Here is a 26,295-nt window from a genome sequence, read left to right as displayed (position 1 = left end):
AGCGCCTGCTCAATCGCCATGCCCAGCTTTCTGACCCGCGTTTACCACCCGGACGGGGTGCGCACGCAGCGTGTCGACGCGCCAGACGCGCAGGCGGTGGCGGCTGCTCTGGGCGTGCTGCCCCAGCATGTCTTGGAAGTGACCGAGCTGGGGGCAACGGGCGCTGCCGCGACGACAGGATCGGCCGGCGCCGCTGGGCTGCGCCGTTTGGGGATTTCACGCGCGAGCAGCAAACGTTTCCCCCTGCAGCTCTTCAGCCAGGAGCTGGCCGTGCTCTTGGATGCCGGCATCGCCCTGCTTGAAGCCCTGAACACTTTGCGTGAGAAAGAAGGCAATGGGGCGGTGCGCCAGGCCTTGGACGGTGTGATCCAGGCGGTGGAGCAGGGGCAGCCCTTGTCGGCCGCCATGCGCCAGCAGCCGCAGGCCTTTGATGAACTGGTCTGCGCCATCGTGGCCGCGAATGAGCGCACCGGCCAGCTCAGCGCCTCCTTGGCGCAACACAGCCGCTACCTCGCCTGGGTGGAGAGCTTGCGCGCCAAGCTGATCGCGGCCTGCGTCTACCCGGTGATGCTGCTGGGCGTGGGCTCGGCGGTGATTCTGTTCTTGCTGCTTTATGTGCTGCCGCGCTTTGCCGGCATTTTGGATGGGCTGGGCAATGATCTGCCCTGGGCCTCGCGGGTCTTGATCCAGTTCGGCCAGACTGCTGGCGCGCATCCCTTGTGGGTCTTGGGCGGAATTGCGGGGCTGGCTGTGGCTGTGCTGGCCTTGTGGCGTCACCCGGCCTTGCGCGAACGGGTGCAGGCCTCGCTGTGGACGCTGCCGGGCTTGGGCCCGCGCCTGCGCGTGCTGGCTTTGGCGCGGCTCTATCGCAGCCTGGCCATGTTGCTGGCCTCGGGCGTGCCGGTGCTGGCTTCGCTGCGCATTGTTCAGGATGTGATTGCCGCGCCTTGGCGGCCGGCGGTGGCGGCAGCGGCCGCGCAAATTGAGCGGGGCGAGCGCTTGTCTGAAGCGCTGGAAGCGCAAGACCTGGCCACGCCGGTGGCGCGCCGCATGGTGCGTGTAGGCGAGCGCAGCGGCGAAGTGGCCGCCATGCTCGAGCGCGCTGCGGCCTTTCATGATGAAGAAGCGCAGCGCCTGACCGAGCTACTGACCCGCGCCATCAATCCGGCGCTGATGTTGCTCATGGGTATTTTGATCGGCGGCATCATCGTCTTGATGTACTTGCCGATCTTTCAATTGGTGGAGCAAGTCCAGTGAACATGGCGTTAGCCACACATTCCTTGGCAGACTATCTGCCGGCCGAGCACGGCCCCTGGCAGCTCGACTTTGAGCATTGGCCGCAGGCCCAGGCGCAGCGCTGGCGCGCGGTCTTGGCCGTGGGCGCGGGTGGTCGCAAGATGCTCTTGGGCGAGCGCGAGCAAGACGCGCTGCTGCTGCAAAGCGTGGAGGCGCGGTTGCAAGCGCCGGTGCGCTGGTTGCGCTGTGAGCCGGCGGCCGTCACCCATTGGCTGGGCGCCGGTGAGGCCGACTTCCGCGCCTTGTCGGATGTGGAAGAGTCGGTCATCGAAGGGCAGCTGGGCGGCGAGGCCGAGGAGCTCAGCGCGCTGGTGATGTCCGAGCAGGCCAGCCCGGTGGTGCGCCTGCTCAACGCCACGCTGTATGACGCCTTGCAAGACGGCGCCAGCGATGTGCACATCGAATGCAATGCGCGCGGTGCGGTGATCCGTTTCCGCGTTGACGGTGTGATGGCCATGGTGCGCAGCGTTGATGGCGCGGCCACCGCCGAGCAATTGGTGTCGCGCCTGAAAGTGATGTCGGAGTTGGACATCGGCGAGCGCCGCCTGCCGCAAGACGGCCGCTTCAAGCTCAAGGTGCAGGGCCGCGAGGTGGACTTCCGCCTCTCCATCATGCCCAGCGTCTTCGGCGAAGACGCGGTGGTGCGGGTTTTGGACCGCGCCCGCATCGAGCAGACCGGCGGCACGCTGACGCTCGATTCCCTTGGCTTTGATACCGAGGAGCGCGCCGCCATCCGCCACCAAGCGCGTCAGCCGCACGGCATGCTCTTGGTCACCGGCCCGACCGGCAGCGGCAAGACCACCACGCTCTACGCGACCCTGGCCGAAATCCACACCGGCGACGACAAGATCATCACCATCGAAGACCCGGTCGAGTACCAGCTGGCCGGCGTGGTGCAGATCCCGGTGAATGAGAAAAAGGGCCTGACCTTTTCGCGCGGCTTGCGTTCCATCCTGCGTCATGACCCGGACCGGGTGATGGTCGGCGAAATCCGTGACTCCGAAACCGCGCAGATCGCGGTGCAGGCGGCGCTGACCGGCCACTTGGTCTTCTCCACCGTGCACGCCAACAACGCCTTCGATGTGATCGGCCGCTTCATGCACATGGGGCTGGATCTGTACAACGTGGTCTCGGCGCTGAATGCTGTGTTGGCGCAGCGCCTGGTGCGCCTGACTTGCAAACACTGCGCGCGGCCCTTTGAGCCCGATGCCGCTACGCTGGCGCGTTATGGACTGCAGTCCGGCGAGCATCAGTTTTTGAAGGGCGAGGGCTGCGGCCATTGCCGTGGCACCGGCTACAAGGGCCGGCGCGCGGTGGCCGAGCTGCTCAAGCTCGATGATGGCCTGCGCGACCTGATCGCCGCGCGCGCCCCGATGTCGCAGATCAAAGACGCCGCGCGTGCGCGCGGCATGAAACCGCTGCGCGCCATGGCCTTGCAGGCTGTGTGCCGCGGTGAAACCACATTCGAGGAGCTGGAACGTGTCACCCTCGATGAGTAGTCGTCCCCGTCCCTTGAATCCATCCACCGAATCCGTCTCGCTGCTGGCGCGCTGGCAGCGCAGCCTGAGCGCCCGCTTGGCGCGCCCTCAGCCCTTGTTTTTGAGCGCCGAAGGGGTGCAGGCCTCGGGTGACAAGGCCCAGGCCCAGGCACAGGCTTTTGCCGACTGGTGCCGCCTGCATGCCGGCCAGGCGGCCGACATCACGGTGTCGGCCAAGCTCTTGCATGAGTTGGTCTGTGAGCCTGGCCTGCCTTTGGGCGATGAAGCGCAGCTGCAAGCCTATGCGCGGCAGTTGTTTGGCCATTACTTTGGCGCGCCGGCCAAGAGCTGGCCGCTGGCGACCTGGCGCGTTGCGGCGGGCGAGGGCAGTGCCGAACAGTGCGGGGCGGTGGCTCTGCACGGCGCGGCCGCGGCGCAGCTGCAAGAACTGGCTGCCTCGCATCAAGTGCATTTGACTCGAGTGCAGCCGGCCTGGGCGCCGGTCTTGCGCCGTGTAGCCGCGGAACAGCCGGAGTGGCTGCGCGCGCCTGCGGCGGCGCTGGCCTGGGTGGAGGGTCAGGTCTTGACCTGGCTGCAGCTGCAAAACGGTCAGTTGCAAAGCCTGCGCCAGCTGCGCTTGGCCGCGACTACGCATGCGGCCTTGGGTGAGACGCTGGCCGAGCTGAGCGCGGCATTGAGCGCATCCACGGGCACGGCGCTGCCGAGCACCGTCTTGGTCTGTGGCTATGGACTTGATGCCGACGCACCTGCGCCTCACTGGCCAGGCCTGCGGGTCTTGGGTCGCTTGGGAGCCAAGGCGCCCGAGGCGGGCTGTTTTGAAGAGGGCGCAAGCGCCGTCAAGACTAGCTTGCCGCGACCTGACTTTTTGGGCTCTCGCTTGCCGCGCTCGCCCCTGGCTTGGCCGCTTGCAGGTCTGGGCGGGCTGGCGCTGCTGGCGGGGTTTTGGTTCGCCTCGCACAGCCAGCAAGACTTGAAGCAAGCCCAAGAACGCCAACAAGCACTCAGTGCCGAGGCGGCGCAGTTGAGAGGCGCGCCGGCGCCCAAGATGGCCGCGCCTGTCGCTCGCAGCAGCACCAAGGCCAATGATGCGGAAGCCTTGCGCAGCGCTGCCGAGGTGCAAGCCTTGCTCTTGCAGCCTTGGCAGGCGGTTTTGAGCAATGTGGAGCAGGCTGGGGCGAGTGCCACAAGTGCCGCGCCTGGAAATGCCGGTGTCGAAGGATTGAGCTGGCTGGCCCTGGACTACAACGCCGGCCGGCAGGAGTTGCGCCTGGAAGGCCTGGCCTCCGACAAATTGCTGGCCTTGCAAATGGTGGACCGCTTGTCCGCCGCGCCGGGTTGGCAGGGTGTGATGCTGAGTCGCTTTCAGACCGGCGAGCAAGGCCTGCAGGGACAGCGCTTCGAGTTGAACGCCAAGCTGCGGCCGGCCGCTTTGCAGGTCGACTTGCCGCCCAAAGCCGCGAGCGAGGCGCCCAAACCATGAGCCAAATGAAAGCAATCGACCGTTTGAAAGCGGGCACTCAAGCCTTGGGCCTGCCTGGCTTGATGGGCTTGGCCGGTCTGGTTTTGGCCGCAGGCCTGACCCTGCTCAGCCAGCATTGGGACCAGCGCAGTGCCGCCTTGCAGGCCGAAGCCGATCAACTCAGCAGCCGCATTCGGGCGCAGAAAGCCGCCGGAGTTCAGGCCGAGCAGGCGCCGGTGACTGCGGCGCAGTGGCAAGCGGCCTTGCCGAGTTCGGCTTTGCGCCAGCAGCGCCTCGCCGACTTGCTGGAAATCGCGCTGCGCCAGGGTCTGGTGAGCAGCCGCACCGAACATCGTTTGAGCGTGGACGCGAGCAGCGGCTTGGAGCGCCTGCGCGTCAGCATGCCGGTCAGCGGCGGCTATGCGCAGCTGCGCAGCTTTATCGAGGCGGCTTTGCGACATGACTCGGCGCTGAGCCTGGATGCCTTGAAACTGCGCCGCGCCACGCCCAATGCCGCCGAGATGGAAGCCGAGATGAGCTGGTCTTTGCATGGCCGCAGCGAAGCGGTTGCGCCGGCAGCAGCAGGAGCCCGGCCATGAGCTTCACCGCACAAAAACGCCGTTATGCCTTGGGCGCTGCCTTGCTGCTGACGCTGGCCGCCAGCGCCTGGGTGGCCAGCCATGAAGAGGCGGAAAGCGAAAACTTGGCGCGGCCCGTGGCCAGCAATCGTCGTGAGCCGGTGCCGGCTTCAGGTGCACGCACATCGCCATCCGCCGGGGCTTCGCAAAAGAATGCTGCACCGGCCAGCGCCGAGGTCGTCATGCCCAGCAGCTGGTCGCCGCCCGAGCGCGGCGCCTGGCAAGCCGCAGCTGAGTCCCAGTTCGCCGCCTGGTCGCCGCCGCCCCCACCGCCGCCGCCCAAGGTGGCGGCTGCGCCTCCTGCACCTCCGGCGCCGCCGATGGCACCGGCCTTCCCGTATCAACTGCTCGGTCGTCTGGTGGAAGGCGATCAGGCGCAGGCCTTGCTGGCCGGGCCAAATCGCAGCCTGGCCGTCAAGGCCGGTGATGTGGTGGATGGCCAATGGCGTGTCGACCAAGTTCATGAGCGTGGCATCAACCTGACCTGGTTGCCCGCCAAGCTGCCCCAAACACTCGTTTTCCGACCTTCCTCCTCATGAAGCTGAACCCTCTTCACTCCTTGCTCGCCCGGCCGGCTGGCCCGGCGCTGACCTTGTTGGCGGCGCTCTTGCTGGCCGCTTGCGCCAACCCGGCGCTGCGCCAGGCCGATGAGATGGTGCGCTCCAACCAGTTGCCGCAGGCCTATGAGACGCTCGAGCAGGCGCGCAAGCTCGACCCTCATGACCAGGCCTTGCGCGCCGCGCAGCTGCGTATCGCCAATCAAATGACGACCCGCTTGCTGGCGCAGATCGAGGGCATGCGTCTGGCCGCTCGTTGGGACGAGGCGAATGAAGCCGTGCAGCGCTTGCGCGAGGTGGACCCCAAGCATCCGCGCCTGGCTTGGTACGAGGCTGAGCTGTCGCGCGGCCGCTTGCAAGAGGCCAAGCTGATCTCAGCCCGCCAAGCCCTGCGTGAAGGCCGCTTGGATCGCGCCGACGCCTTGGCCCGCGAGATCCTGGCCGAGTCGCCCAACCATGTGGGCGCGCGTCTTTTGATGAGTCAGTCGGCCCAGGCGCGGCCGCTGGAGTCGGCCAGCAGTGAGATGGGGCCGTCCTTTCAAAAGCCGGTGACGCTGGAGTTCCGTGAAGCCCCGATGCGCCAGGTCTTTGAGGCCTTGGCGCGCAGCTCGAACATCAACTTTGTGTTCGACAAAGACGTGCGTTCCGACGCCAAGGTCAGCATCTTCTTGCGCAATGTTTCGCTCGACGAAGCGATGCGTGTGTTGCTGTCCACTCAAGGGCTGGACCGCAAGCTGCTGAACGACAGCTCGGTGCTGATCTTCCCTAACACCGCAGCCAAGCAGCGTGAACACCAGGAACTGATCACCCGCACGCTCTATCTGACCAATGCCGACGTCAAGCAGGTGCAGGCCATGGTGCGCACCATCACCAAGGTGCGCGACATCCACATCGACGAGCGGCTGAACCTGATGGTGGTGCGCGACACGCCCGAGGTGGTGCGGCTGGTGGAGAAGCTGATCGCCTCGGTGGATCTGCCTGAGCCCGAGGTGATGCTGGAAGTGGAGGTGATGGAACTCTCCAGCGACCGCGTCAATGATTTGGGCCTGAAGTTCCCCGATCAAATCAGCTACGGCCTGCCCGGCTTCAATGGCGGTCTGGCGACCGGCCAGGTGGAACTGGGCCAGCACAATAACTTCCGCGCCATGGTGGCGAATCCGGCTGTGGTGGCCACGATTCGCGGCAACTCCGGCAATGGCAATATCCTGGCCAATCCGAAGATCCGGGTGCGCAACCGCGACAAGGCCAAGGTGCACATCGGCCAGAAGGTGCCGGTCTTCACCACCACCACCAACTTCACCGGCAGCACTTCGGTGGCGGCCTCGGTCAGCTATCTGGATGTGGGCCTGAAGCTCGATGTGGAGCCCACCATCCAACTCGACAACGACGTCATCATCAAGGTCGGCCTGGAGGTCAGCAATCTGATCCGCCAGGTGCAAGGGCCTGGCGGCACCACCGCCTACGAGATCGGCACCCGCCAAACCGGCACCACGCTGCGCCTGAACGATGGCGAAACGCAAGTGCTGGCCGGCTTGATCAGCGATGAAGACCGCCGCTCGGCCTCGGGCATCCCGGGCTTGTCGGAGATCCCGGTGCTGGGCAGCTTGTTCGGCGTGCGTACCGAAGACCGCAAGAAGACCGAGGTGGTGCTGTTGATCACGCCGCGTATCGTGCGCAATCTGGCCTTGCCGGACGCGGGCCTGACCCGTTTGGCCGGCGGCACCGATGCCTCGCCCGGCGCCTTCAGCAGCTTGCTGAAGCCAAATGCCAAGGCGGGTGTGGGCCCTTCGCAAGCAGCGTCCTCGGGCCTGCGTGCGCTAACGCCCACGCCCAGCGCACCGGCCGAGGCGGCCAGCATGGCGGCGCCGCAAGAAGCGGTGCTGCGCTTTGAGGTCAGCCCGCAAGTGGCGCCCGGCGGTACGGTCTCGGTGACGATGAAGAATGACAGCGGCTTCAGCATCAAGGGTGAAGTGGAATACGACGCCAGCAAGCTGGCACCGGCGCAAGGCGGCGCCTCAGGCAATGGACGTGTGGCGATTGAGCTGCTGCCGCGCGGCGAGAAGGTGGTGGTGCTGCGGGCGCTGCCCTCGGCCAATGGTCAGGTGCTGAATGTGGGCCTGGGGGCGCTGTCGGCCACGGGTCTGAATGGTGAACCGGTCTCGGTGCGCCTGGACGGCACCGGCCTGGTCAGCGTGGACGCGGCGCGTTAAGCCTGCGCTGCAGCGAGGATTGAGTGCAGCCATGGTGCAGCAGCGCGGCTTTACTTTGATCGAGATGTTGGTGGTGCTGGCCATTCTGGCAATGCTGGCGGGCTCGGCGCGGCCCTTGCTGGAAATGTCCGTGCAGCGCAGCCGCGAGCATGAGTTGCGCGCCGGCTTGCGGACCCTGCGCGGCGCCATCGATGCTTACAAAAAAGCCACCGAGGCTGGCCAGGTCAAGAGCAATGCCGATGACAGCGGCTATCCGCCCAGTTTGCAGGCCCTGGTCGCGGGCGTGGCCGATGCGCGCTCTTCAGAAGAAAAGAAGATTTACTTTTTGCGCCGCCTGCCGCGTGACCCCTTTGCCGACCCGGCCTTGGAGCCGGCGGCCAGCTGGGGCTTGCGTGCGGCCGACAGCCCGCCGGACGAGCCGCGCGCCGGCAAGGATGTGTTTGATGTCTACTCGCGTTCCGAGCGACGCGCGCTGGACGGTAGCCGCTACAGAGATTGGTGATGAGCGCGAACAAGAAGAGATGCAAGTCAAACGGCTTCACCCTGATCGAGCTGATTGTGGTGATGGCCATCGTGGCGCTGCTGGCCTCGATTGCCGCGCCGCGCTATTTCAACAGCCTGCAAAAGTCGCGCGAAACTTCGCTGCGCACCTCGCTGAATGTGATGCGCGATGCGCTGGACCAATATGCCGCCGACAAGGGGCGTTATCCCGACTCGCTGGAAGAGCTGGTGACGGCGCGCTATATCCGTGAAATTCCGGAAGACCCGCTGACCGGCAGCCGCGAGGCCTGGGTCCTGCTGGCGCCGCCGCCCGATGCCATGGCCACCGGCCAGGTTTATGACGTGCGCAGCGGCGCCGCGGGTCGCGCCAGTGATGGGCGGCTGTTTGCCGACTGGTGATGGTCTTGCCTGAGCCCACGCCTGCGCCCAAGCCAGAGCGCTGCCGGCGGCAGCGCGGCTTCACCTATCTGGGCCTGCTGTTTTTTGTTGCCATCACGGCCGCGGCCTTGGCCGCCTTGGGCCAAAGTTGGAGCACCGCCGCTCAGCGCGAGAAAGAGCGTGAGCTGGAGTTCCGCGGCAGCGAGATTGCGCGGGCCATTGCCAGCTATCAAAAAGCCTCGGGTAGCCAGGCGCCCGGTCAAGGCCAAAGCCCGCAGACCTTGAACGATCTGCTGGCCGACTCGCGCGGGCCCAAGACCCTGTACCACCTGCGGCGCCTTTATGCCGACCCCTTTACCGGCAAGCCCGATTGGGTGCTGGTGCCTGACCCCGTCAATCCGAAAAGCTTCAATGCAGTGCACAGCCGCTCCGAGCAAGCGCTCTTGCGCCAGACCCAGGCCGACGGCACGCCCGTGCAACTGGCGCGCGACTGGATTTTTGCGCCAGGCGCGGCCGGCGCTCCGGCCAGCAAGACCGGCGCGGAGCCGGAACTGCCCAAGTCGGCGGCCTCCAGTCCTTTGTTCTGAGCGCGACTCGATCGCTCCGGCCCAACCCGCTCGGTGGAAACCCGAGCCCTAGTCTGTAGGGCGGGCAAGCCACTATGGTCATCAAGTCCTGCATCATCAAAATCGACGCACATGCCTTGGTGTGCGTCGGCAACTTGCGGGCGCTTGGTCTTTCGGCATGAACGACTAGGTTGCGCGCGGACTTGTGATCGGCGAGACCCGACGTGTGGCCCCTTCAATGATGTGCAACACCCCGACATCGGGACAGAGGGCGAGACATGAAGACATTGCATCGTTTGGCGCTGGTTTGCGCGATGACGGCAGCCGCTTCGGCTGCGTCGGCCGCCACCACGCTCACCTTTGAGGGGCTCAGCCCCACGATCTACGGAGATGGCGAAAGCTTCTCCGATGGCGCGGCCAATTTCAGCGTGCAGGGCGATGGCTTGGCCGGTGCCTTGATCGACGGCAGCGACCCGGGCTCCTGCGACACCTTGCTCTGCCCCAAGGGCAATAACAGCCACTACTACTTGGGCCTGAACGATGGCTCGCTGACCCTCAGCGCCGCCGGCGGCTTTCGCCTGAACGGCCTGGACTTTGGCTTTGTTGTGCCGTCCGGTGGCTTGAATGGTGATCTGAGCGTGGGCATGCTGCAGATCACCGGCACCGATGCCAGTGGCCGCGTCAGCACCATTGCCAAACGCTTCAGCCCGACGGATGCCAATGGCGACTACAACTTCTCGCGCTGGAATATCGGCGGCCAGTTCGGCCAGATCGAGTTCAGCTCGGTGCGCTTCAACGCCTGCTTGTTCGATGCCGACGAGGTGTGTACCAGTTTGGCACTCAACCAGGCGCAGTTCGCCCTCGACAACATCGCCATCACCACCGCCGTGCCCGAGCCGAGCAGCTGGCTGCTGATGGGCTTGGGCCTGGCCGTCTTCGGCCAGCTGTCGCGCCGCCGCTTGCGCTGAGCACCGCTCCCCGTCAGGACGCTCTCGCTCTTTTGCAGAGTGTCCGGGCGCGGGCCCGGCAGCCTTAGCGCTGAACCTGTCATGCGCCCATCATCACCCGTCCGGACAAACGGGTGATTGAGTTTCGCTGTCCGCTTTTAACGGAAGAAGAGATCTCACCATGATGATGAAAACACGTCGTCCCGCCGCCCTGGCCGTACTGACTCTGCTGGCTGGTTTGTCCGCCGCAGGCCAAGCCCAGGCGCAAGAAACTCGTCGCTCCTATATTGTTCAATTGGTGGACGCCCCGGCGGCCAACTACACCGGCGGCGCCGGTGGCCGCACGGCCACCAAATCCAGCACAGGCCGCCTTGATCTGTCGGCGGCCCATGTGCAGTCGTACATCAGCTATCTCGATCAGCAGCAAGACGCGGTGTTGGCCACCCTGAGCAACGCTCGGCCCACGCACCGTTACAACGTGGTCTTCAATGGCTTTGCTGCGCGCCTGACCGACGCTGAGGTGCGCGCCCTGAAGCGCAACCCGGCCGTGGCGAATATCTCGGCCGACGCCATCAAGCAGTTGGACACCAATTACACCCCCACTTTCTTGGGCCTGGACAAGGTGCCCGGCGGCCTCTGGGAGCAGCTGGGTGGCCCGCAGCATGCGGGTGAGGACATGATCATCGGCATGTTGGACAGCGGCATCTGGCCCGAAAGCCCCAGCTTTGCCGATCGCGTCGACAACAGCACCGGCGAGCCCACGCACAGCTTGGTCAACAGCACCCAGGTCTATGGTCCACCCCCCGCCAAGTGGAAGGGCGGTTGCGATCTGGGCGAGGGGCTGACGGCGGCCAATTGCAATAACAAGCTGATTGGTCTGAAGGCCTTCAAAGACCCGCTGCAAACACTGGCGCCGCTTGAGTTCAACTCCGCCCGTGACGCGGTGCAAGGCGGCGGTGGCGGTCACGGCTCGCACACCGCCTCCACCGCGGGTGGCAATGGCGGCGTGCCGGCGACCTCCGGCGGCAGCGCTTTCGGCAAGGTCTCGGGCATTGCGCCGCGCGCCCGTGTGGCGGCCTACAAGGTCTGCTGGACCGATGGCATCACGCTGAAAAGCGGCTGCTCGGACAGCAATACCGTGGCGGCCGTGGAACAAGCGGTCCGGGATGGTGTCGACGTACTGAATTACTCCATCGGCCCCACGGCCGGCGGCGGCACCTTTACCGACCCCTCGGAGCTGGCCTTCTTGGGCGCGTCGAACGCGGGGGTGTTTGTGGCGGCTTCGGCGGGCAATGCGGGTCCGGCCACCGGCCCGGCGGCCAATCTGGGGCCCTGGCATGCAACGGTGGGCAACTCCACCCACAACCGCTTGAACGGCGCGACCGCCACCTTGGGCAATGGCGCCAAATATGTGGGCGCCTCGCTGAACACCACTGCGCTGCCGCAAACAACATTGATCCTCTCGACCGAGGCCAAGGCGGCAGCGGCGAGCGTGTCAGACGCGAATCTGTGCTTCCCGAACAGCCTGGACCCCGCCAAGGTCACCGGCAAGGTCGTCGCTTGCACGCGCGGCACCAATGCACGGGTTGAAAAGAGTGCGGTGGTGGCGGCCGCCGGCGGCGTCGGCATGCTCTTGTTGGACAACGGTGCCGGTGTGGTCTCAGAGGCGCACTCGGTGCCCACGGTCCACTTGTACGCCAGTGATGCGCCTGCGGTACGGACTTATGCGGCGGGGGCGGCCGGCACTTCGGCGATCTCCACATGGGCGGCCACGGTGGGCGCGACGCCGGCGCCGGTGATGAATGGTTCGTCCTCGCGCGGCCCCAATGTGGCCAACGCCAATATCCTGAAGCCCGATGTCACCGGCCCGGGCACCGATGTGTTGGCCACCGTGTCACCTAATCTGGACCAGGCGGCGCGCGATGCGATCGCTGCGGGCGGCGCCACCACGGCCACCAACTTTGCGTTCTACACCGGCACCTCCATGTCCAGCCCGCATGTGGCGGGCTTGGCCGCCTTGCTCAAGCAGCAGCATCCGAGTTGGACGCCGGCCATGATCAAGTCAGCCTTGATGACCACCGGCAAAGACACCTTCAGCGATGGCCGCAATGGCGCTTTGCCCTGGGATACCTCGGCCAAAGACACCGGCAAGCTGCCCTGGGCTCAGGGTGCTGGCCATGTCACGCCCAACGATGCGAGCAACCCGGGCTTGGTCTATGACGCGGGCGAACTCGATTACAAGCGCTTCCTGTGCGGCATCAATGCCGGTGTTTACGACGGCCCGACTTGCGTGGCGGCCGGCACAATCCCGGCTTACAACCTGAACCTGGCCTCGCTGACTGCAGCGGCGGTGTTGGGTTCCACCACGCTGACGCGTACCGTGACGAACGTCGGTAATGCCACGGCCACTTACAACGCCGTTGCCGCCGTGCCGGGCTTTGATGTGCTGGTGTCGCCCAGCAGCCTGACTCTGGCGCCCGGTGCCAAGGCCAGCTTCACCGTCAAGCTGACCCGAAGCAGCGCGGCGATCGATACCTGGGCCTACGGTGCCTTGACCTGGTCTGACGGCAGCCGCGTGGTGCGCAGCCCGCTGACGGCGCGCGCTGCGCTGCTGTCGGCTCCCAACTCGGTCAGTAGCGAGACCACCAGCGGCAGCAAGGTCTTTACCTTGGGTACTGGGTACAGCGGTTCGCTGAGTGCCGCCAAAGGCGGCTTGAACGAGGCCGCGCGTGACACCCGCAGCATCGGCAAGCAACCCGACACCACCAATACCGCAGCCACCTGCAAAGCCGGCGGTGGCCAGGGTATCAATGTGCACACGGTCAGCGTGGCGCCTGGGGCCATGGTGGCGCGGTTTGCTCTTTACAACGAGGAGACGACCGGCGGCGCCAACTCCGACCTGGACCTCTTGGTCTTCAAGGCCGATGGCACGCAAGTGGGCAGCAGTGGCACGGGTGGCTCCACCGAGCTGGTGCAGCTGAGCAGCCCAGCGGCGGGCGACTACAAGGTCTGCGTGGTGGGCTATGACCCCGAGGGCGGCACGGCGACTTACACGCTTTCGTCCTGGGTGGTCAACGGCGGTGTGGGTGTGGGCAACTTGAAGGTTTTGGCTCCGGGCAAGGTCAGCACCGGCGGTAGCGCTTCGATCGGTCTGAGCTGGTCGGGCTTGAGCCGTGGCAAGCGCCACCTGGGGGCCATCAGCTATGTGGGCAATGGCACGATGCTGGGCACCACCCTGGTCGAGATCAATACCAATGACCCGCTACCGACCCAGCAAGTTTCACGCGTGGCTCGCCCACAACTGGACTGATTGGGCGCGATGAAAAACTGAGAAAAATGGGTGGCTGGCTCTCTCGGAGCTAGCTGCTTTTTCAAGCGGACTTTTGAAACCGCTACCAAAGGAGATGAATCGAAAGATTCATCTCCTTTTTCTTTCCAATCTGTGGCTTTTTCACTTGACAGCCTCATTGGGACTAACCCGAATTTTCTGCGGTGCCAGGAGAAAAATAGCGCGAAATGGGCTCGCTCCTATAACCGAAGCTCGCGGCCGGGTGCTTTGTGAACGTTTGGTGAAAACCCTTTCCCCCCCGCTCTGGGGGGCGGGCAAGTTGGGATGCCCCCCTTGGCTTGCCTGTTGAGAATCGGTCGCTCAAGCCAAAGCACTGCCAAGCATGCAGTCGTGGCGAGAGAGCTGGGTTGCACCGGCACCTTGGTATCACCGAGGACAGCCAGGTCAACTTCATCTGTGGTGTGCAACACCCCAACTATTGGGAACGAGGGCAAGACATGAAACAAAAGATGATCAGCAAGGCAGCAGCACTTGCATTGGCAGTGATGGCCATGGGCTCCGCCCAGGCAGCGGTTTTGGACTTTGAGGCGCCGGTGGATTCGACCATTGTTGGGCATGGCGACAAAATCGCCCAAGGCGACTTCTGGGTGACTGCCCTTTCATGGGCAGCCTCCGGTACAACGGCCGTGCCCGGCACCTTCGCGGGTGCCATTGTTGACGGCAGTGATCCCACCATCTGCCAGGCGCCGATCGCTTGCCCGGTGAACAACACGAGTAAGTACTACGCCGCATTGGACGACGGTTACTTCGTGTTTGGCCTGAACAACAACAGCACCTTCAAGATGAGCAGCCTGCAGGCCAGCTTCATCGGCACCGGCCAGACCAGCTTCCCCGCCGTCAGCGGCATTTTGGTGCTGCAAGGTTTTGACGCAAACCTCAACGCGCTTGGCTCGGCGGTGCAAGTACCTTTGTCCGGTCCAACTAACGGCCAGTTCAACTTCGCAACGACCGACTTCACGGGCACCTTCGCAAGCCTTGATTTCACGGCCGTTCGTGTCCTGGGTTATGCCTGTGACGCCGCTGGCAATTGCAATCGCTCTGGCAACTTGGCCAATATTGCTGTTGACAACATCAACGTCACGACCGCCGTGCCTGAGCCTTCGACCTATGGCCTGATGGCTGCCGGTCTGCTGGCCGTGGGCGCTATCGCTGGTCGTCGCCGCGCTGTTTGATCTCCCCCTCTCTGAGCAAGGACCAATCAAAATGATGATGAAACTCAAGCCCGCAGCCCTGGCCACCCTGGTGCTGCTGACCGGCCTGGCCACCAACGCCCTGGCTGATGCACGCAAGACCTATATCGTTCAACTGAAGGACGAGCCTGCTGCCACCTATGTGGGCGGCACAGCCAAAATGGCACCGACCCGTGCCGCCCAAGGCGCACGCTTCAATGCCAATGCTCCTGAGGTGGTGGCCTATGTTGGCTATCTGGATCAGAAGCAGCGCAGCGTGGCCCAGCTGGTCGGCAATGCGCCGGTGCTGGCCAACTACCAGGTGGTGTTCAACGGCTTTGCCGCGCGTCTGACCGATGCTGAAGTCGCGACGCTGCGTACCAGCGCCGAAGTGGCCGATGTTTTTGAAGATGTGGCACGTGAGTACCAGACCGTCAGCACCCCTGACTTCCTTGGTCTGACCGCGCCTGGCGGCCTGTGGTCGCAGACCATCTCGGGCTCGGCCATCAAGGGCGAGAACATGATCGTCGGCATCATTGACGGCGGTATTTGGCCTGAGAATCCGGCTTTCGCGGACCGCGTTGACGCCAACGGCAACCCGACTTTTGATCCTGCCGGCACCCTGGCTTACAACCCCATCCCTGGCTTCCTGGGCAGCTGCCAAGCCGGTGAAGGCTTCGACCCCGCCAAGCATTGCAACAACAAGCTGATCGGCGCCAAGTTCTACAACGCGGGCTTCATCGCCACCGGTCTGCCCAAGAACTGGACCGAGTTCTACTCCACCCGCGACTCCAACGTCGGCAGCGATGGCAAGACCGCCGGCCACGGCGGCCACGGTGACCACACAGCGTCGACTGCCGCTGGTAACTCCGGCGTGACCGCCGTGGTCAATGGCTTGGTCTTGGGCAAGGCTTCCGGCGTGGCTCCGCGTGCTCGCGTGGCCGCCTACAAGGTCTGCTGGACTTATGACGATGCCACGGCCACCGACGGCACCGGCTCCAAAAACAGCTGCTTCAACTCGGACTCGGTCAAGGCGATCGACGACGCAGTGAAGGACGGCGTGCATGTCCTGAACTATTCGATCAGCGGCTCGCAGACTTCGGTCAACGACCCCGTCGAGCAGGCTTTCTATCGTGCTTCTTTGGCCGGCGTGTTTGTGGCCGCATCTGCGGGCAACAGCGGCCCGGCCAATCAAGTGGCCCACATCAGCCCATGGCTGACGACCGTGGCCGCTTCGACCCACGACCGTAACTTCCAAGCCGATGTGGTGCTGGGCAATGCCGCCAAGTACTTCGGCGCTTCGACCAACACCGCTCCCTTGGCCTCCAGTGCGCTGATCCGCGCTGAGGATGCAGGTCTGGGCGGCGGCAACGCCAACCTTTGCTACAGCGCAGCTCCTGGCGCTGGCCAAGTGCTGCTGGACCCCGCCAAGGTCACCGGCAAGATCGTCGTCTGCACCCGCGGCACCAATGCCCGTGTGGACAAGAGCTTGGCCGTGCTGAATGCCGGCGGTATCGGCATGATCTTGGCCGACAACGGCGCAGGCTTGGTGGCTGAGGCCCACTCGGTGCCGACTGTGCACGTCAGCAAGGCTGATGGCGACACCATCAAGGCTTATGCCGTGGCCCAAGGCGATGCAGCGACTTCGGCTCTGAGCGCTTTCTACGTTGGTAAGAAGCCCGCGCCCATCATGGCCGGCTTCTCTTCGCGTGGCCCGAACCAAGGCGACAGCAACATCCTGAAGCCTGACCTGACTGCGCCGGGCGTGGACATCATCGCCAGCGTTTCGCCGGAACTGACGCCTGCTCAACACACGGGCGTGGCGGACGGCAGCTTCGTGCCAGGTGATGCTTACGCGTCCTACCAAGGCACTTCGATGTCCAGCCCGCATGTGGCCGGTCTGGGCTTGCTCTTGAAGCAAGCTCACCCGACTTGGTCGCCTGCAGCGATCAAGTCTGCCCTGATGACCACGGCTTACACCACCCTGGACGACGGCCTGATCGGCGCTCAGAACGGTTTGCTGCCATGGGCGCAAGGTGCAGGTCATGTGGACCCGAACAAGGCCACCAACCCAGGCCTGGTGTATGACGCTGGCAAGGCTGACTACATCAAGTACCAGTGCAAGGTGAACAAGCCTGCGGTGATTCCTGCCAGCGATTGCACCACCTACGGCACGCTGGATGAGACCTACAACCTGAACCTGCCTTCGATCACCGTCGGCAGCGTGCAGGGCAGCGTCACCGTGAACCGTAGCGTGACCAATGTGGGCGGCGCAACGGCCACTTACACCAGCGCTGCGACTGTGCCTGGCTTCACCGCCGTCGTCACACCTGCATCCTTGACTCTGGCCGCTGGCGAAACCAAGAGCTTCACCGTCAAGCTGACCGGCGTGGCTGGTACCACCGAAGGCGAATGGAAGTTTGGTTCGCTGACCTGGACGGATGGCAGCCATGTGGTCAGGAGCCCGGTGCAGGCCCGCATTGGCAAGGCCATCTCGGCACCTGCTGAGTTGACCGGCAACACCCAGTCGGGCACCCGCCTGATTGCCGTGAAGACCGGCTACTCCGGCGCCATGACGGCGGTCAAGGGTGGACTGAAGGACGTGACCTTGGGTGAAGTCGTCAGCTTGACCCCGGGCAAGCTGGACTCAGCTCCCTTGAAGGCCGCTTGCGTGACCGGCACCGATCTGCCGAACATGAAGGTCTACAACGTGGCGATTCCCGCCGGCACCGTGGCCGCTCGCTTCGCTCTGCGTGATGCCGATGTGGGCACCGCCGGCGATGACAACGACATGGGCTTGCTGGCTCCGGATGGCAGCTGGGTCTACTCGGGCAATGGTGGCTCCAATGAAGCCGTGCAAGTCGCCAGCCCTGCGGCCGGCAACTACAAGGTCTGCGTGGTCGCTTACGGTGGCGCCGCCAGCATGACGCACAAGCTGTCGAGCTGGGTGGTGACACCTGCTGATTTGGCTGCGAAGTTCACCGTTGCCGTGCCTGGCAAGGTGGTGGCGGGTAACAACACCACCATCGGTATCAGCTGGTCTGGTCTGACCCTGGGTCAGCGCACCCTGGGCGCCGTCCAGTTCAAGGATGCAGCCGGTGTGGTGCAAGCAACCACCGTGGTTCGCGTCGAAGCCAACGGCGGCCTGCCTGTGACCGAAGTGCCTCCAAGCAGCTCGGCCAAGGTGTCTGGCACCGCCAACTGAGACTGAGCCATCGAGGAGCGCTCCGCTCCTCATGATTGCCAAGGCCGGCGCGCAAGCGACCGGCCTTTTTCTTTAGGGGGTGTCTTTGTCAGTTGCGCAGGTGACGGTTGCTGGCAATGAGCAGACGATCGAGCTTGCTTGAGTTCGCTTCGGTGACCCGGCCCGCCGCCGTGCTCATGGTGCCCGGGTCGGCTCTGTCGAGCCGACTTCCCTCGCTGCTCACTACGCGGGTCAGCGGCGGCAAACTCGCTACGTTCGCTTCGCTCACTGCACTCAAACAGGTGCCGCCAAGTCAGAAGTTGAAGCGCGCTGCGCGCGCCTGACCCGCTCCGCTGCGCCCTCGGCCGCGCACAAATCGCCCGTCGTCGGGCCGGGCCACCTGCGGGTTAGGTTTTCGCCACCGTTGAGAACACCCAACGTAGGCGATGCAAGCGCACTGCAGCCTAGGCAGCTGCCGGGCGATTTGTGAGGGGCCGAGCAGCGCAGCAGCTTGGGGCTGAGCCCGGACTCAAACAGTCCTGAGGACTGTTTGTGCCTGGCGAGGGCCGGACACGTCCCGTGGCCGGCGCGCGCGCAGCGCGCTTCAATGGCTAGCTTGGCGCAGCATGTTTGAACGAAATGAGCGCAGCGAATGGAGTGAGTTCTGCGCCGGCCCCAAGATGCGAGCAGCGCAGGGAAGTCGGAGCGAAGCGAGGACCCCCGAGCCATGAGTCCGGTGGCTGCCTGGGCTGCAGTGCCCACCAAGCAAAACTCACAGTCCGCTCGGTGCCAACATCCGCCCCAACTGCAGCAGTTCTACTGCGCCGACTTGGGCAAGACTTGACCCCCAAATGTGGGCAAGCTGCCCAGCTTGCAGACCTTGCGGCCGCTGGGCTCGGCCACGCAGACGGCGCCGGGGTCTTGTGGGATGGCGCAGTTGGAGGCCATGCCGCTGCGGCGGTTTTCTTCGTCGCGAGCAGCGCTGTGGCGCTCAACCAGGCTCTTCAGCTTTTTGCCGTCGGTGTTTTTGCTGGACCAGGCGAGATATCCCTCCGGGCCGCCGCAGGCCTTGGCGCCAACGCCGATGGTGTGGCATTGCTGCGGGCCGTCGCATTCCGCGTCGCCAATTTCAGCCTTGATCTCGCGCCAAAGCTGGGCGCTGGCGGGCTCGGCTTTGGGGGCTGCGCTTGTTGGGTTGCTTGGGCTTGCGGCGGCTTTGCTTTTCATGGGGTCCTCGGCGCAGGCGGATGAGGCCAGAAGAAGCGACAGGCTGCTCCAGCAGAGCAGGCGATGCAGGCGGGAGGTCATCAAGGCGGTGTTCATAGCCTCATGCTGGCGCAGCGACGCCGTGATGGCAAGCCCCATCTACCTCACCCGAGGTCGACGGACGCTTAAGCCGCCCGCAAGCAATCCACAATCTTTAAACGCGCAGCTCGCCAAGCCGGGATGAAGCCGCCGACAAAGCCCATGAACAGCGAGAAAAACAGCGTTTGCCAGACGATGGTGGGCGTCAGCTTGAACTGAAAGGCCAGTTCCGAAAAGGTCTGGAAATTGGTGGTGCTGATGTTCACCGTTTGCATCAGCGACGCAAAGGCCAGACCGATCATGCCGCCCACCAAAGAGAGCAAGAGCGACTCGGCCATGAAGGCCAAGAGCACCGCGCTGCGCTGAAAGCCCAGGGCGCGCAGTGTGCCAATCTCGCCGATGCGCGAGGCTACGGCGGCGAACATGGTGATCATGGCGCCGACGATGGCGCCAATCGAAAAGATCACCGACAGCGAGGTGCCCAGGATGCTGATGAACTTGGCCAGCGCCTCGCTTTGCTCGGCGTAGAAAACGGTTTCACGCTTCAGCTCGACGGTGATGCGCGGGTCGTCCGCCAGCTTGGCCTTGATGGCCTCCATTTGGCTAGCATCGGCCAGACGGAAGACCACACTGGAAAAGGCATTGCGGCGAAAGGCTTGCAGCATCTGTTCGGCATCGCCCCAGATCTCGGAGTCAAAGCCGGTACGGCCGGCGTCAAACACGCCCACCACCGTCCAGTCGCGCCCAGCAAATCGCAGGGTCTCGCCCAAGCCGGCGCCGACAAAGCCCTTGGCAATGGCGCGGCCGGTGATGATCTCGGAGGTGCCGGGGCGGAACATACGGCCTTCTACCAGCTGCACCTGCGGCCGCAGTTGCAGGCCGCGCTCGCTGGTGCCGCGCACCGTCACATTGCTGGGCTTGCCGCTGCCGCGTTTGGGCAGATTGTTCAGCACCACCGGTTCTTTGCTGACCAGGGGCTGGCCCTGGCTGTCGGTGGCGATGCCGGCCATGCCTTCCAAAATGGCGGCCTGGCCGCGGTCGATGCCGCTATTGATCTCGGCACCCGCACCCTTGCGCAGCGCGATCACATTGTCGGGCTGGCCGGTGGCGACCAGGGTGGCGCGTATGCCCTCGCTCATCATCAAGACGGTGGCAAACACATAGACCACCAAGGCCATGCCGCCAGCGGTCAGCAAGGTGGTGACGCGGCGCACCCAAAGGTTGCGGGCGATGTAGGAGAGCGGAATCGCCTTCATGCCACTTGCCTCAAGCCCTGAACAATGTCGATGCGGCTCATCTTCCAAGCCGGAGGCTTGTGAGCCCCTCGCCCGGCGCGTACGCCGGTCGATCCCCCGAGGGGATGGGCCAGGCTTGGGAGCAGCCCGGCGCTCTGCCCCTGAAATTCACGCCACATGTCTAAGTCCTTGAACGATGTCGATGCGACTCATCTTCCAAGCCGGCCAGGCGGCAGCCACCACCCCCACCACCAAGGCCGCCAGCAGTTGCAGCGCCATCGTCGTGCCTGAGACATGAAAGCCCGGGAAGAGCGTGCCCACCGCCTTGCCAAAGCCGCCCGCCAAGGGCAGCGTCAGCAGCAGGCCGGCCAGGCCGCCCAAGAGCGCAATCAGCAGGCTCTCGCCAAAGAGCAGCTTGACTACAAAGCCGGGCGCAAAGCCCAAGGCCTTGAGGGTGGCGTACTCGGCCAGGCGCTCGCGCGCCGTCATCGTCATGGTGTTGGCCATCACCGCCATGATGATGATGACGATGATGTAGCTGACCGCCTCAATCGCGATCAGGATGGCTTCGCTCATCGAGACGAAGCTGAGCTGAAAGGCGGACTCGGTTTCGGTCAGGGTTTCGGCCAGCGAATTCTTGAAGCTCTCGTCCACCCGCTGCGAGATCAGCGCGGCGTTTTGCGGCTCATTGATGCCGAGGATGTAGACGCCGACAAAGTCAGCCCGACCGGGCGCGCGCTTGCGAATCGACTCGTTCAAAAAGCTCCAGTGAAACAGCAGCTGGCTCTCGTCGGTCTTGGCCTCGGCGCCGTCCCAGATGCCGCGCAGGGTGAAGGTCCAGGTGCCGGGGTAGATGGTGCCGCGGATCGGGATTTGGTCGCCCACCTTCCAGCCGAACTTGTCGGCCAGCTTGCGGCCAACGATAGCGCCTTGGCGGTCGCGCAAAAAGGCCAGGCGTTCTTCGTCCTTCAAACGGTACTCGGGGTAGAGCGCCAGATAACTGACCGGGTCGACGGCAAACTGCGGGAAGAAATTGCGCTCGGTGATGTAGACGCCGCCAAACCAGTTGGACCAGCTGATGCCGGTCACGCCTTCCACGCCCTTGAGCCGCTGGCCATAGTTCATGGGCAAGGGGAAGGTCAGCGAGATGGCGCTGCGTGTCACCAAGCGGGTGCTGCTGGAGCCTTCCACGCCGGCGTACCAGGCATCGATGATGGTGCGCAGCAGGCCAAAAGCGCAGATGGCCACCACCAAGCCCACCAGCGTCAGCAAGGTGCGCAGCTTGTGGCGAAAGGCGTTTTTCAGCAGCAGCTTGAAGAGGAACATCGGTGCGGCGCTCGTGAGGGCTTCAGCCTTGGCGGGCCAGTTCTTCTTCGCTGACCAGCACGCCCTTTTCCAGATGCACCATGCGGCGGGCGCGGGCGGCGGCCTTGGGGTCGTGGGTGACCATGACGATGGTTTTGCCCAGATTGCGGTTCAGCTCATCGAGCAGGTCCAGCACTTCGCCGCCGGTGCTGCGGTCCAGGTCGCCGGTGGGTTCGTCGGCCACGATCAGCGTGGGGTCGCTGACCAGCGCGCGCGCGATCGCCACGCGCTGCTGCTGGCCGCCGGAGAGTTCGTTCGGGTAATGATCCATTCGATCGGTGAGCTTGACCATCTCCAGCGCAGCCTCGGCGTGGGCACGCCGCTGGCGCGCCGACAAGCCGGTCAGCAAGAGCGGCAGCTCCACGTTCTCCAGCGCCGTCAAGACCGGCATCAGGTTGTAGAACTGGAAGATGAAGCCGACATTGCTGGCGCGCCAGTCGGCCAACTGGCTTTCGCTCAAGGTGGCGATGTCAACGCCGCCGATTTCGATGCGGCCGCTGCTGGGCTGGTCAATGCCGGCGATCAGGTTCAGCAAGGTGCTTTTGCCCGAGCCGCTGGGGCCCATCAGCGCGACAAAGTCACCGGCCGGCACATCGAGCTGAATGTCCAGCAACACGGGAATGTCTTGGCCGCCGCGCTGGTAGGCCTTGGACAGATTGCGGATCTTGATCAGAACGTCGCTCATGGACTTACTTGGTCGCCAGCGTGACTTGTTGACCCGACTTCAGCTTGGCCGAGGGCGACAAAACGATGCGCTCGCCCGACTTGAGGGCGCCACTCACTTCCACCACATCGCCCAGCTTGCGGCCAGGCTTGACCTCAATCGCCTCCAGCATTTCTTTCTCGCCCTCGCGCTGAATGCGGTAGAGCCACTGCTTGCCGTCCTTTTCCAGCAAGGCCTTGGGGTTGACGGCCAAGACCGGTTTTTGATCGGCGGCGCTGGCGGCTTGCGAGAGGAAGCTGACCTTGGCGCTCATCTCCGGCAGGATGCGCGGGTCCAGCTTGTCAAAGCGCACCTTGGTCATGACGGTGGCCTTGGCGCGGTCCACCGTGGGCACGATGCCGACCACTTGGCCGGTGAAGCGTGCATCGGGCAGGGCGTCCAGCGTGATCTCCACCGGCTGGCCCTTGGTGGCCTTGGCCAAGCTGCCCTCGGACACATCGGCCTCAACTTCCAGCGTGCTGAGATCCGCCATGGTGACCACCGCGCCCTGCGAGCCGGTGGCGCTGGAGAAGGGCGTGATCATGTCGCCCACATTGGCGTTTTTGTTCAGCACCACGCCGTCAAAGGGGGCGCGGATCTCGGTGTAGTCGCGGTTCACGTTCTGGACGTTCAGCAGGGCCTGGGCCTGGGCCAGCGAGGCCTGAGCTTGTGCGATGCTGGCCTGGGCGGCGGCTTGCGCGGCGCGGGCGCTGTCGAGCCGGCGCTGGTTGGCGTCCAAGGCCTGGGCCGAGACAAAGCCCTGGGCTTGCAGGCTCTTGCTGCGCTGCATCTCGGCCTCGGCATTGGCGAACTCCACGCTGGCCTGGCTGGCCTGGGCTTGCGCTTGGCGCTGGCCGGCTTCGGCTTGGCGCACACCGGCCAGGGCGGTGCCGATGGCGGCTTGCACATCGCTGGCGTCGAGCTTGGCAATCAGGTCGCCCTTCTTGAGCAGGCTGCCCTCGCGCACATTCAACTCCACCAGTCGGCCACTGCCTTTGGAGGCGACGGCAGCGCGGCGTTGCGCCACCACATAGCCGGAGGCAGTGAGCTGCAAGTATTGCTGCGAAGGGTAGGTTTGCAGCACGGTGCTGGCCTGCACCTCGGGTTTGGCTGGCATGGCGAGCAGGGCGATCACGGCCAGCGCCACCAGCCCTCCCAAGACCAGGGGCCAGGTCTTGCGTCGGCGCTTGCTGGCCGGCGCTTGACGGTCGATCTTGAGTTGGCCCAGCGAGGAGGGATTTGCATCTGCCATGGTGTCAGCGTTGCCTTGAAATCGAGCTTAGGCGCATTGTGCACAGTTTTGCTCGGGCTCATCGCACCCCGCTGAATGCATGGCGATGGGCGCTGCAGGTAGGATGCCAGCCGCATTCCCTGGCCTCTTGTCGATGACCTCCCCACGCGCTTTCTTTTCGCTCCTGCCTGCCTTGCTCGTGTCGCTGCTGGCGGCTTTGGCCTGGCCTGCTGGGGCTCAGCCCGCTGCTGCGCAAGATTGCTCGGCCTTGGTCGTGCCGGAGCGGGTCTTGGAGACCTTGAACCGCTTGCGTGCGCAGTCGCGTTCCTGCGGTGCGGGGCTGCTGCCGGCCGGGCCGCCCTTGCGCTGGGATGCGCGCTTGGCGGCTTCGGCGCGCAGCCATGCGGCTGACTTGTCTCAGGGGGAGCAGCTCAGCCATATGGGCGCCCAGGGGGCGGGCCTGCGCGAGCGCATGCGTTTGAATGGCTATTTAGCTCAGCGCGCCGGTGAAAACTTGGCGGCCGGCCAAGAGAGCTTGGATGAAGTGCTGCAGACCTGGGCCACCAGCGCCAAGCACTGCGACAACCTGATGCAGGCGGAGTACAGCGAGGTGGGCATGGCCTGTGTGGCCGGGCCGGGGCGTTTTCAGCGCTACTGGGTGATGAATCTCGGCCGGGTGGCGCAAGAGCCATGGGTGCCGGCGCGCTGAGGGCGCCGGCAATTAGGTCTTAGATCCAGCCAAGGTCAATCGCCCGCAGCACCGCCTGGGTGCGGTCTCGCACGCCCATCTTGGAGAAGATGGCCGAGCAGTGGTTCTTGATCACGCCTTCGCTATTGCCCAGCAGCGCGGCAATCTCGGTATTGCTGCGGCCGCTGGCCACCAGGCGCAAGACCTGCAGCTCTTTGGGTGAGAGCGGATCGGGCTGCTCGGTCGCCACAAAGGCGCGCTCGCCTTCCTTGACCGGGCGCTCCATGCGGGTGGTCAGTGAGGGGCGCAGCGCCGTGCCGCCATCGGCCACTTCGCGCAGCGCTTGCAGCAAGGTGTCGGGGCTGATGGCCTTGAGCAAGAAGCCGCGCGCACCGGAGCGCACCGCTTCGTCAAAAGCGCTGGAGTCGTCAAACGTGGTCAGCAGCACCACCGGCACATTCAATGCGCGCGCCGCCAGGGCGCGGATCAGGCCCAGGCCGTCGAGCCTTGGCATGCGCATGTCCGAGAGGATCACATCGGGCATTTGCTCCAGACCCAGGGCGGTGATTTGCTCCAAGGCTTCGGCGCCGTCGCAGGCCTCGCCGACGATGCGGATCTCGTCGCTGAGGGCCAGCAAGCCCTTCAAGGCTTCGCGCACCAGTTGCTGGTCTTCCACCAGCAGCAGTTTGATTTCAGTGGTTTTCATACAGTCCTTGGGCAGCACAGTTCAATTTTGAAGCCGGGCTGGTTGCGCAGCACTTGCATGCTGCCGCCCAACTCGGCCATCCGTTCGGCCATGCCTTGCAAGCCATTGCCCGGGTTCAGGCGGGGCGCGCCTTTGCCATCATCGTCGATGCTCACGCGGATTTGCTGGCTGAGCGCGTCCTCGCCTGCTTGCGCATCATCGACACACAGCGTGATGCGCACCCGGGCCGCTTGGGCATGCCGCACGCTATTGGTCACCGCCTCTTGCACGCAGCGCAAAAGCGCATGAGCGACACGCGGGCTGAGGTCGCGCGCCGCGGGTGCGATGTCGAGCTCAATGCGGATCAGCGCAATGCCTTCGGCCAGAGCCTGCAGTGCGGCGCTGAGGTCAATGCGCTGGGAGCCGCGTTGCTGCGACACCGCTTCGCGTACATCGGCCAGCAGCTGGGCCGCACACTCGCGCGCCTTCTCCACCGCCTGGCCGGCGCCCTCGGTCTTGCCTCGGTGCAAAAGGGCGCTGCCCAGTTGCAGCTGTAGATTGAGGGCCGTCAGATGGTGGCCCACCACATCGTGCAGCTCACGCGCCATCAAGGTGCGTTCGCTGTAGCGTAGCTGCTCGGCCTGCAATTGCTCGGCACTCATGCGCTCGGCCAGCATTACCTGCAACCAGCGGCGCTTTTCGGCTTCGGCAGCGGCCATGCGGCCCAAACCAAAAGCCATGCCATGCAGGGCCACCATGGCCATCACCAGGCCCAGGCCGTCCAGCCAGGCCGGAATTGCCGAAGGGCCGCTGGCGGCCACCGGCTCGGCCAGCGGCAGCAGGGCGTTCAAGAGCAGGCTGACGCCGATCTGCGCCAGCCCGAAGAGGAAGGCTGCGCGCGAGGGCAAGACCACAGCAGCCAGCGCGGTGACCAAAAAAGGCAGACCCGGCGTCACGCAGATCGCCAGCACGTCAATCAAGATGAGGCGCGTCAAAGCATGGCGCGGCGGCTGATCGGCGCTGCCGATGACGGCCAGCCGCCAGTAAGACCAGGCAAACAAAAGTACCAGGGCAAAGCAGCCGAGCAGCAAGACCGGGTCATTGCTGGCCCCGCCCAAGCGCAGATAGAGCGCCGCGACTGCGCCGTCATAGGCATCGCTGCGATAGCCCAGCAAGCTGGCCGCCGTGGCCGTCAGCTCCAGCAAGCAGACGGCCAAGACCGCGATGCGCAGCACCACGCCGGGTTGGGCGACGCGGTCAAGCTGGCGATCGAGCGTGTTCAAGAGAGAGCGGGGCGACTAAGCTGAAAAGGTCGGCAAGGGTGCCACAG

General features: G+C 64.7%; 22 protein-coding genes. 14 read left to right on the top strand and 8 right to left on the bottom strand.

Annotation, left to right across the window (positions count from 1 at the left end):
* The first annotated feature begins 18 nt into the window (after positions 1 to 18).
* From LNV06_RS16795 to LNV06_RS16725, 13 genes are all read left to right on the top strand, one after another.
* Positions 19 to 1,257: a type II secretion system F family protein gene (locus tag LNV06_RS16795; RefSeq protein ID WP_263539443.1), complete on the top strand. Its 1,239-nt coding sequence runs from the start codon at positions 19 to 21 to the stop codon at positions 1,255 to 1,257.
* A 23-nt stretch (positions 1,258 to 1,280) separates the two neighbouring features.
* Positions 1,281 to 2,795: a GspE/PulE family protein gene (locus LNV06_RS16790; RefSeq protein WP_263539442.1), complete on the top strand. Its 1,515-nt coding sequence runs from the start codon at positions 1,281 to 1,283 to the stop codon at positions 2,793 to 2,795.
* Positions 2,788 to 4,275: a PilN family protein gene (locus tag LNV06_RS16785; protein WP_263539441.1), complete on the top strand. Its 1,488-nt coding sequence runs from the start codon at positions 2,788 to 2,790 to the stop codon at positions 4,273 to 4,275. The genes LNV06_RS16790 and LNV06_RS16785 overlap by 8 nt, the downstream gene beginning before the upstream one ends.
* A complete protein-coding gene (locus LNV06_RS16780; protein ID WP_263539440.1) occupies positions 4,272 to 4,853 on the top strand; it encodes a hypothetical protein in 582 nt (193 codons plus the stop codon). Before LNV06_RS16785 ends, LNV06_RS16780 begins: the two co-directional genes overlap by 4 nt.
* On the top strand, positions 4,850 to 5,431 hold the full coding sequence (locus LNV06_RS16775; RefSeq protein ID WP_263539439.1) for a hypothetical protein: 582 nt from the start codon (positions 4,850 to 4,852) through the stop codon (positions 5,429 to 5,431). The genes LNV06_RS16780 and LNV06_RS16775 overlap by 4 nt, the downstream gene beginning before the upstream one ends.
* The gene (locus LNV06_RS16770) at positions 5,428 to 7,659 is read left to right on the top strand and encodes a secretin GspD/PilQ domain-containing protein (RefSeq protein WP_263539438.1); all 2,232 of its coding nucleotides are present in this window, start codon (positions 5,428 to 5,430) and stop codon (positions 7,657 to 7,659) included. The genes LNV06_RS16775 and LNV06_RS16770 overlap by 4 nt, the downstream gene beginning before the upstream one ends.
* 31 nt (positions 7,660 to 7,690) lie before the next feature.
* Positions 7,691 to 8,161 (top strand): type II secretion system protein, encoded by a 471-nt coding sequence (locus LNV06_RS16765; RefSeq protein ID WP_263539437.1) that lies wholly within the window; start codon positions 7,691 to 7,693, stop codon positions 8,159 to 8,161.
* Positions 8,161 to 8,559: a type II secretion system protein gene (locus tag LNV06_RS16760; protein WP_263539436.1), complete on the top strand. Its 399-nt coding sequence runs from the start codon at positions 8,161 to 8,163 to the stop codon at positions 8,557 to 8,559. The genes LNV06_RS16765 and LNV06_RS16760 overlap by 1 nt, the downstream gene beginning before the upstream one ends.
* A gap of 5 nt (positions 8,560 to 8,564) precedes the next feature.
* Complete coding sequence (locus LNV06_RS16755) at positions 8,565 to 9,125, top strand: type II secretion system protein (protein ID WP_263539435.1); 561 nt, start codon at positions 8,565 to 8,567, stop codon at positions 9,123 to 9,125.
* Between the two features lie 257 nt (positions 9,126 to 9,382).
* On the top strand, positions 9,383 to 10,072 hold the full coding sequence (locus tag LNV06_RS16750) for an NF038120 family PEP-CTERM protein (RefSeq protein ID WP_263539434.1): 690 nt from the start codon (positions 9,383 to 9,385) through the stop codon (positions 10,070 to 10,072).
* A gap of 160 nt (positions 10,073 to 10,232) precedes the next feature.
* The gene (locus tag LNV06_RS22610) at positions 10,233 to 13,361 is read left to right on the top strand and encodes a S8 family peptidase (protein ID WP_318013511.1); all 3,129 of its coding nucleotides are present in this window, start codon (positions 10,233 to 10,235) and stop codon (positions 13,359 to 13,361) included.
* 476 nt (positions 13,362 to 13,837) lie between these two features.
* Positions 13,838 to 14,572 carry an NF038120 family PEP-CTERM protein gene (locus LNV06_RS16730; RefSeq protein ID WP_263539433.1) on the top strand — a complete coding sequence of 245 codons (735 nt, stop codon included), beginning with the start codon at positions 13,838 to 13,840 and terminating at the stop codon, positions 14,570 to 14,572.
* A gap of 31 nt (positions 14,573 to 14,603) precedes the next feature.
* On the top strand, positions 14,604 to 17,774 hold the full coding sequence (locus LNV06_RS16725; RefSeq protein ID WP_318013510.1) for a S8 family peptidase: 3,171 nt from the start codon (positions 14,604 to 14,606) through the stop codon (positions 17,772 to 17,774).
* Positions 17,775 to 17,862: 88 nt separating this feature from the next.
* Here the strand turns inward: LNV06_RS16725 and LNV06_RS16720 are convergent, their stop codons facing one another.
* The 6 genes from LNV06_RS16720 to LNV06_RS16695 all read right to left on the bottom strand — a co-directional run bounded on the left by LNV06_RS16720 (position 17,863) and on the right by LNV06_RS16695 (position 23,613).
* Entirely contained in the window at positions 17,863 to 18,042 is a 180-nt protein-coding gene (locus LNV06_RS16720) for a hypothetical protein (RefSeq protein ID WP_263539432.1), read from the bottom strand.
* A gap of 527 nt (positions 18,043 to 18,569) precedes the next feature.
* Positions 18,570 to 18,980 carry a hypothetical protein gene (locus LNV06_RS16715; protein WP_263539431.1) on the bottom strand — a complete coding sequence of 137 codons (411 nt, stop codon included), beginning with the start codon at positions 18,978 to 18,980 and terminating at the stop codon, positions 18,570 to 18,572.
* A gap of 164 nt (positions 18,981 to 19,144) precedes the next feature.
* Positions 19,145 to 20,314 carry an ABC transporter permease gene (locus tag LNV06_RS16710; RefSeq protein WP_263539430.1) on the bottom strand — a complete coding sequence of 390 codons (1,170 nt, stop codon included), beginning with the start codon at positions 20,312 to 20,314 and terminating at the stop codon, positions 19,145 to 19,147.
* 147 nt (positions 20,315 to 20,461) lie between these two features.
* A complete protein-coding gene (locus LNV06_RS16705; protein WP_263539429.1) occupies positions 20,462 to 21,619 on the bottom strand; it encodes an ABC transporter permease in 1,158 nt (385 codons plus the stop codon).
* 22 nt (positions 21,620 to 21,641) lie between these two features.
* A complete protein-coding gene (locus LNV06_RS16700; RefSeq protein ID WP_263539428.1) occupies positions 21,642 to 22,343 on the bottom strand; it encodes an ABC transporter ATP-binding protein in 702 nt (233 codons plus the stop codon).
* Positions 22,344 to 22,347: 4 nt separating this feature from the next.
* Positions 22,348 to 23,613, bottom strand: a complete 1,266-nt coding sequence (locus LNV06_RS16695; RefSeq protein WP_263539427.1) for an efflux RND transporter periplasmic adaptor subunit — start codon at positions 23,611 to 23,613, stop codon at positions 22,348 to 22,350.
* Between the two features lie 133 nt (positions 23,614 to 23,746).
* Between LNV06_RS16695 and LNV06_RS16690 the strand changes: the two genes are divergently transcribed.
* Entirely contained in the window at positions 23,747 to 24,301 is a 555-nt protein-coding gene (locus tag LNV06_RS16690) for a CAP domain-containing protein (protein WP_263539426.1), read from the top strand.
* Positions 24,302 to 24,320: 19 nt separating this feature from the next.
* Here LNV06_RS16690 and LNV06_RS16685 read toward each other — a convergent pair whose 3' ends face one another.
* Together LNV06_RS16685 and LNV06_RS16680 are read right to left on the bottom strand one after the other, a co-directional pair.
* Entirely contained in the window at positions 24,321 to 24,986 is a 666-nt protein-coding gene (locus LNV06_RS16685; RefSeq protein WP_263539425.1) for a response regulator, read from the bottom strand.
* Positions 24,983 to 26,248, bottom strand: coding sequence for a sensor histidine kinase (locus LNV06_RS16680; protein ID WP_263539424.1), 1,266 nt, complete (start codon positions 26,246 to 26,248; stop codon positions 24,983 to 24,985). Before LNV06_RS16680 ends, LNV06_RS16685 begins: the two co-directional genes overlap by 4 nt.
* Positions 26,249 to 26,295 lie beyond the last annotated feature (47 nt).

The organism is Paucibacter sp. Y2R2-4 (assembly GCF_025717535.1).
GTDB lineage: Bacteria > Pseudomonadota > Gammaproteobacteria > Burkholderiales > Burkholderiaceae_C > Paucibacter_A.
The sequence above is the reverse complement of the archived record's forward strand: the minus strand, read 5'-3'. Positions and strand labels throughout refer to the sequence as shown.